3 protein-coding genes are annotated in these 4,280 nt (G+C 46.7%); 1 reads left to right on the top strand and 2 read right to left on the bottom strand.

Annotation, left to right across the window (positions count from 1 at the left end; translation table 11 throughout):
- Positions 1–85: 85 nt before the first annotated feature.
- Positions 86–835, bottom strand: a complete 750-nt coding sequence (locus HMPREF1647_RS06730; RefSeq protein ID WP_262363834.1) for an HAD family hydrolase — start codon at positions 833–835, stop codon at positions 86–88.
- Between the two features lie 132 nt (positions 836–967).
- Here HMPREF1647_RS06730 and HMPREF1647_RS06725 point away from each other — a divergent pair, with 132 nt between their 5' ends.
- Entirely contained in the window at positions 968–3,238 is a 2,271-nt protein-coding gene (locus HMPREF1647_RS06725) for a tetratricopeptide repeat protein (protein ID WP_262363833.1), read from the top strand.
- A gap of 158 nt (positions 3,239–3,396) precedes the next feature.
- Here HMPREF1647_RS06725 and HMPREF1647_RS06870 read toward each other — a convergent pair.
- The coding region (locus tag HMPREF1647_RS06870) for a glucosaminidase domain-containing protein (protein ID WP_187468936.1) at positions 3,397–4,280 on the bottom strand (884 nt) is incomplete at its 5' end.

Genomic DNA, 4,280 nt, shown 5'->3' with positions numbered 1-4,280 from the left:
GAGCTGCCCCCTATTTCTCGTGTCCAAGAAATGGGAGGCAGTTCACATCTTGGTGACAAGGCGTTTTTTGTGTATGTAACGATTCTTAGGCGAGAAGAACGTGATGTAGATCTTCTACCGTATCTACAATTGCAACCGCTCCCGCATCAATAAGCTCCTGTTTATTGGTAGTTTTGCCATACAGAACGCCAATGCACGGAATCTTATTTGGGAATGCTGCTTCCATATCAAAACGACGGTCGCCAATCATGACGCTTTCAGAAGCTTCAAAGCCAAGCTGGCGCATAACGTGAGCAATAGCAGTGATTTTATCAGTTGCTGCCTCATCTATTCTTCCAGCATAGGTATCAAGAACACCAATAAGGTTGTTGTCCCTAAGGCCCATCTCTAGCATGGGCTGATTCTTTGAGCTTGCTACCGCAACCTTTTTACCGGCGGCATGAAGGTCATCAATGAGGTCTCTCATTCCCTCAAAGAGTGGCCATTTTCCTGTAGTTACATAAAGCTCTCGGTAACGCTTAGTAACCGCAGCAGCGTCCTCATGGCTGAGTCCAAAGACCAGCTCAAACGCATAAGGAAACGGTGGTCCTACAAGCTTTTTAAGGTCTGATTCTATAAAGTCTGTGTGACCGCAGTCTGTCATTGCCATCTTCGCGGTAGAAACAATGGTGGGCAACGTGTCTGCCATAGTCCCATCAAAATCAAAAATAATAAGCGAACGATTCTGCAGATCTGAAATTACATCAGAAGCTACCAGCGATTTATTTGTATCAGTTGCGTTTTGCATTATTGCCATGTCAATCCAATCATCTATGTATGTGAGTATACCGTTCATGGCGCAAAACTAACCAGTCAATGACATTTTCTTCTCGCCTGCCGAATTAACTATTGACAGCTGAAATGTCGTACACCAGCAAAGGTATATAGTTAACTATAGATGAATCAGTATGCCTAACTTGGGAGGTGTATGATGACTCGTCAGGAAAATAATCCAGAAGCTAAGCAACCTGGAAGAAACAGGCTTGGAAAACTCTATCCGTCTCTCGTCAATACAGACGTTCTGCCTGATGAGTCTCTAGACGCTGTACAAAATAATCAACATGTTGGTTCTATTGATCAGACTGGTTGGCATACAAAGCTCAATATTGAAGCGCTTTCTCTTACGCTTACAGAGTCCATAACCCCTCTTGAAGTGCTCAAACATTTTGTAACTACAGCATTTTTGCGTGAAAAAGATTCTCACCGAAAAGGTGGATCTGTTGCCATCCCGCCAAGTGATTTTGAACTGCACCTAGCCCAGCGACTAAAAGATGCCGGTGTTCTCGATGCGCAAGACATTACTATCCCCTGCCGCGTGGTGCGCCTGCGTACCAATGGCCTCTTTTATCTGCGCGCTAATCAAAAAGCACTTTCTTATGAGCAGAAGATTCAGCTTCTTACTATTGAAAGCGCACTAAACACTGCCCTCTTTGCAGAGCGATACTTTCTTGATGCAAATATGGCATCTGAGCTTGACTTGCTTGCTTTTGAGCAAAAGATTGTTTCTACCATGATGAAGCAATCTCGCCCCCGCTGCGCCACCACTCAAAGCACCCAAGAGGATGGTGAGTGGGTTGTCCGCAAAGCCATCTCTCTACACATTGAAAGCCTGCGTCTATCTCAGCGTCTTATCACTGAGTTTAGGACCAACGTACACAAGGGAATTGCCGCCTTTAGGGTACACCTGGCCCTTCCAGAGCAGTTCCCAAGAAGCTTTCTTGACAAAGATGGAAGTATCAAAGAAGCAACCTTTGATGACCTCAGCCGTGCGGCAACTGCTTACAACTTACACCTTGGTATGCTCATCACCGCAAGTGCTTTTAGAAGTTCGAAGAGGATTAACGAGGTATGGCTCTCTGGCATATGCAATACAAACAAGCTGCATGCCTGTCTTTTCTCGTTCCACATTACTCGCAAGCAATTTGAAGATACAAACATTACAGAAGATACTAATCCGCTTTCTGTCTATCAGCTCTGGAACGCGCAAATTGACGAGGCAGATGGTATTCTTCATGCGGTACAGCCGCTCTTTACCTTAGACAATGAGATATTCTGTCCACCAAGCAGGTACGATTTTGTTGAGTCTTCTCAAAAACGCCTTGATAGCGTCGCAGCTCACGCGCTAGGCACCGATGAAGTGTCGGGGCTTTCTATTGATGAAGGTCAGGCACGAGAAGAAATTATCACCAAAATTTTGCGCAACCTCTCTTCTTCTACAGAAGAAAACGTCCGCACCATCTTGTCGTATACCGCAAACTCTACCGATCCTACGGTGCGAGCAGCAGGAGAACGCGTGGTTTCTCGCTTTATTAAGGGCACGCTTGCAGAAGATGACTTTGAGGCTATTTCAGAAGAGTTTGTTGACGGAGGCGTTCTTTCCTTGGCGGTTACCAAGGCCCAGCGTCTTATTAGCGAGAAAAACTATCAAGACGCAGAACTGCTCCTACGTGAAGCGCTGGACTCCGTTGATGGCAATAACACCTACACGGACTCAAGCACTACTCAGTGGCGTGTATTTATGAACTACGTCGATCGCGTGCTCTACAACAGAATTCTCTCAAATCCAGAGAAAAATACTCGCCTAGCTCCTATGTCCTACTTTGAGGCACACCTTTTGGTTTCTATTGCACAAACGCTCCAAGGACAAACGCAAAGTGCTCTTCAGCACGCGAGAAGAGCTGTTGAGATTGCTCCTCTTAGTATGAGCGCCAGGCTACACCTATCCCACTGCCTTGAAGAGTCGCTGGACATTACTGCTGCAGCGGAAGAACTCAAGAAACTCCTGCTGCTTGCACACGACCCCGAGAGCATTGGATTTGGATACTATCGCATGGCATTCTTCCAATGGCGACTTAGACATCTGAAAGCGGCTCAAGCTTGCTATCAGTTTGCTTTGAAGTTCTTACCAGGAGCTACATTTATCATTGGTACTGAGACGGCTATTCTTGCGCAGAGTGAGCCTGAGTTTAGCTGCGAAGATATGAGTGATGACGACATCTATTCCGCGCTGGTACAAGAGCAAATTCCTATCGCACCTACCAACGAGGTGTCTACTATTTTCTTGGATGGTACCCGCGCTTCACTTGATGCAGAACTCTTTAGCGTAGCCAAGAACTTTATGATGAACCTAGGCATTATGACCAAAGATGACGTCTACTTTGACATGCTTAACTCCATTGAAGGAGAGCCTGATAGATAGGGCGGCATGAACTGTAAAGACCGTGAGTCCGAAAGACTATGCGAACTGCACGAACCCCACAAATCTTACGTACCCCATGCAACATAACGTAACAGTAAAAAAGGAGCCCCGATTTCTCGGAGCTCCTTTTTTGTAGACATTGTTGCAAGTACTTTGACTTACAGCTCGTTCATTACGCGGACAAGCTTAACAGCGTAATTCTTATCCGTTGCCCAGCTACCAGCAAGCTTACGGATAATGTTAGCTTTCTTAGCAAGGATCCATGCACCATAGCGAGGATCAACGTCTCTAGCCTTACTTGGATCAACTGTCAGTGGCTCATAACCTGCGTATGCACGAAGGTGTAGCGCCTGTGCACGAAGTCCCTTAAGAACGGTATCAAACGAGAGTCCGCGCTCACCGTTTCCGGTTGCGCCCATACCACCAAAGTTGCACTGCTCAGGCAGGACGGCGCCGCCAAAGCGAAGGTTGCCCGTCTCAACCATGACCTGCGCATAGAGGAGCTCTGGACGAACCCCTTCGTCAATTGCAGCCTGCCAGAGCTGGTTTACAAAATCGGTTCCTGTTGCAGCGCCCTTCTCGGCATAGACAGCTGGATAAGCAGAACCTACGCGCTTGTTGAAATCTCTCTGAAGGTCCTCTTTAGAGACAATAGGTGCTCCAAGAACGCTGGTGCGATCAGAGAAATTGCCGCGAGTTGGCTCAATTGGAGAATTATCGTCAACTGGTGTGTTGTTGTTAGCGTCTCTATTATCTCCACCGTTGTTGCCGTCAACGTTTCCGCCTCTACCGTTATTGGAATCAGTAGGCTTGATGTTGAGAACACCACTTGCATCTGCATGAACGGTTCGACCATCTGAAAGCGTGATGTCTTGGTTGCGAAGCAGACCATAACTCAAGTCAAAGTAATAGTACGAACCATTAATTGCCTGCAGACCAATAAGAGCAGCGTGCTCAATAGTGGTTGGATCAAAGTACCAGGACTGGCCATTTGGAGTATTAAACCAACCAGATGCAAAAGCACCTGTCCACTCAGCCCATG

The organism is Lancefieldella parvula DNF00906 (genome assembly GCF_000758945.1).
Taxonomy (GTDB): Bacteria; Actinomycetota; Coriobacteriia; order Coriobacteriales; family Atopobiaceae; genus Lancefieldella; species Lancefieldella parvula_C.
The sequence above is the reverse complement of the archived record's forward strand: the minus strand, read 5'-3'. Positions and strand labels throughout refer to the sequence as shown.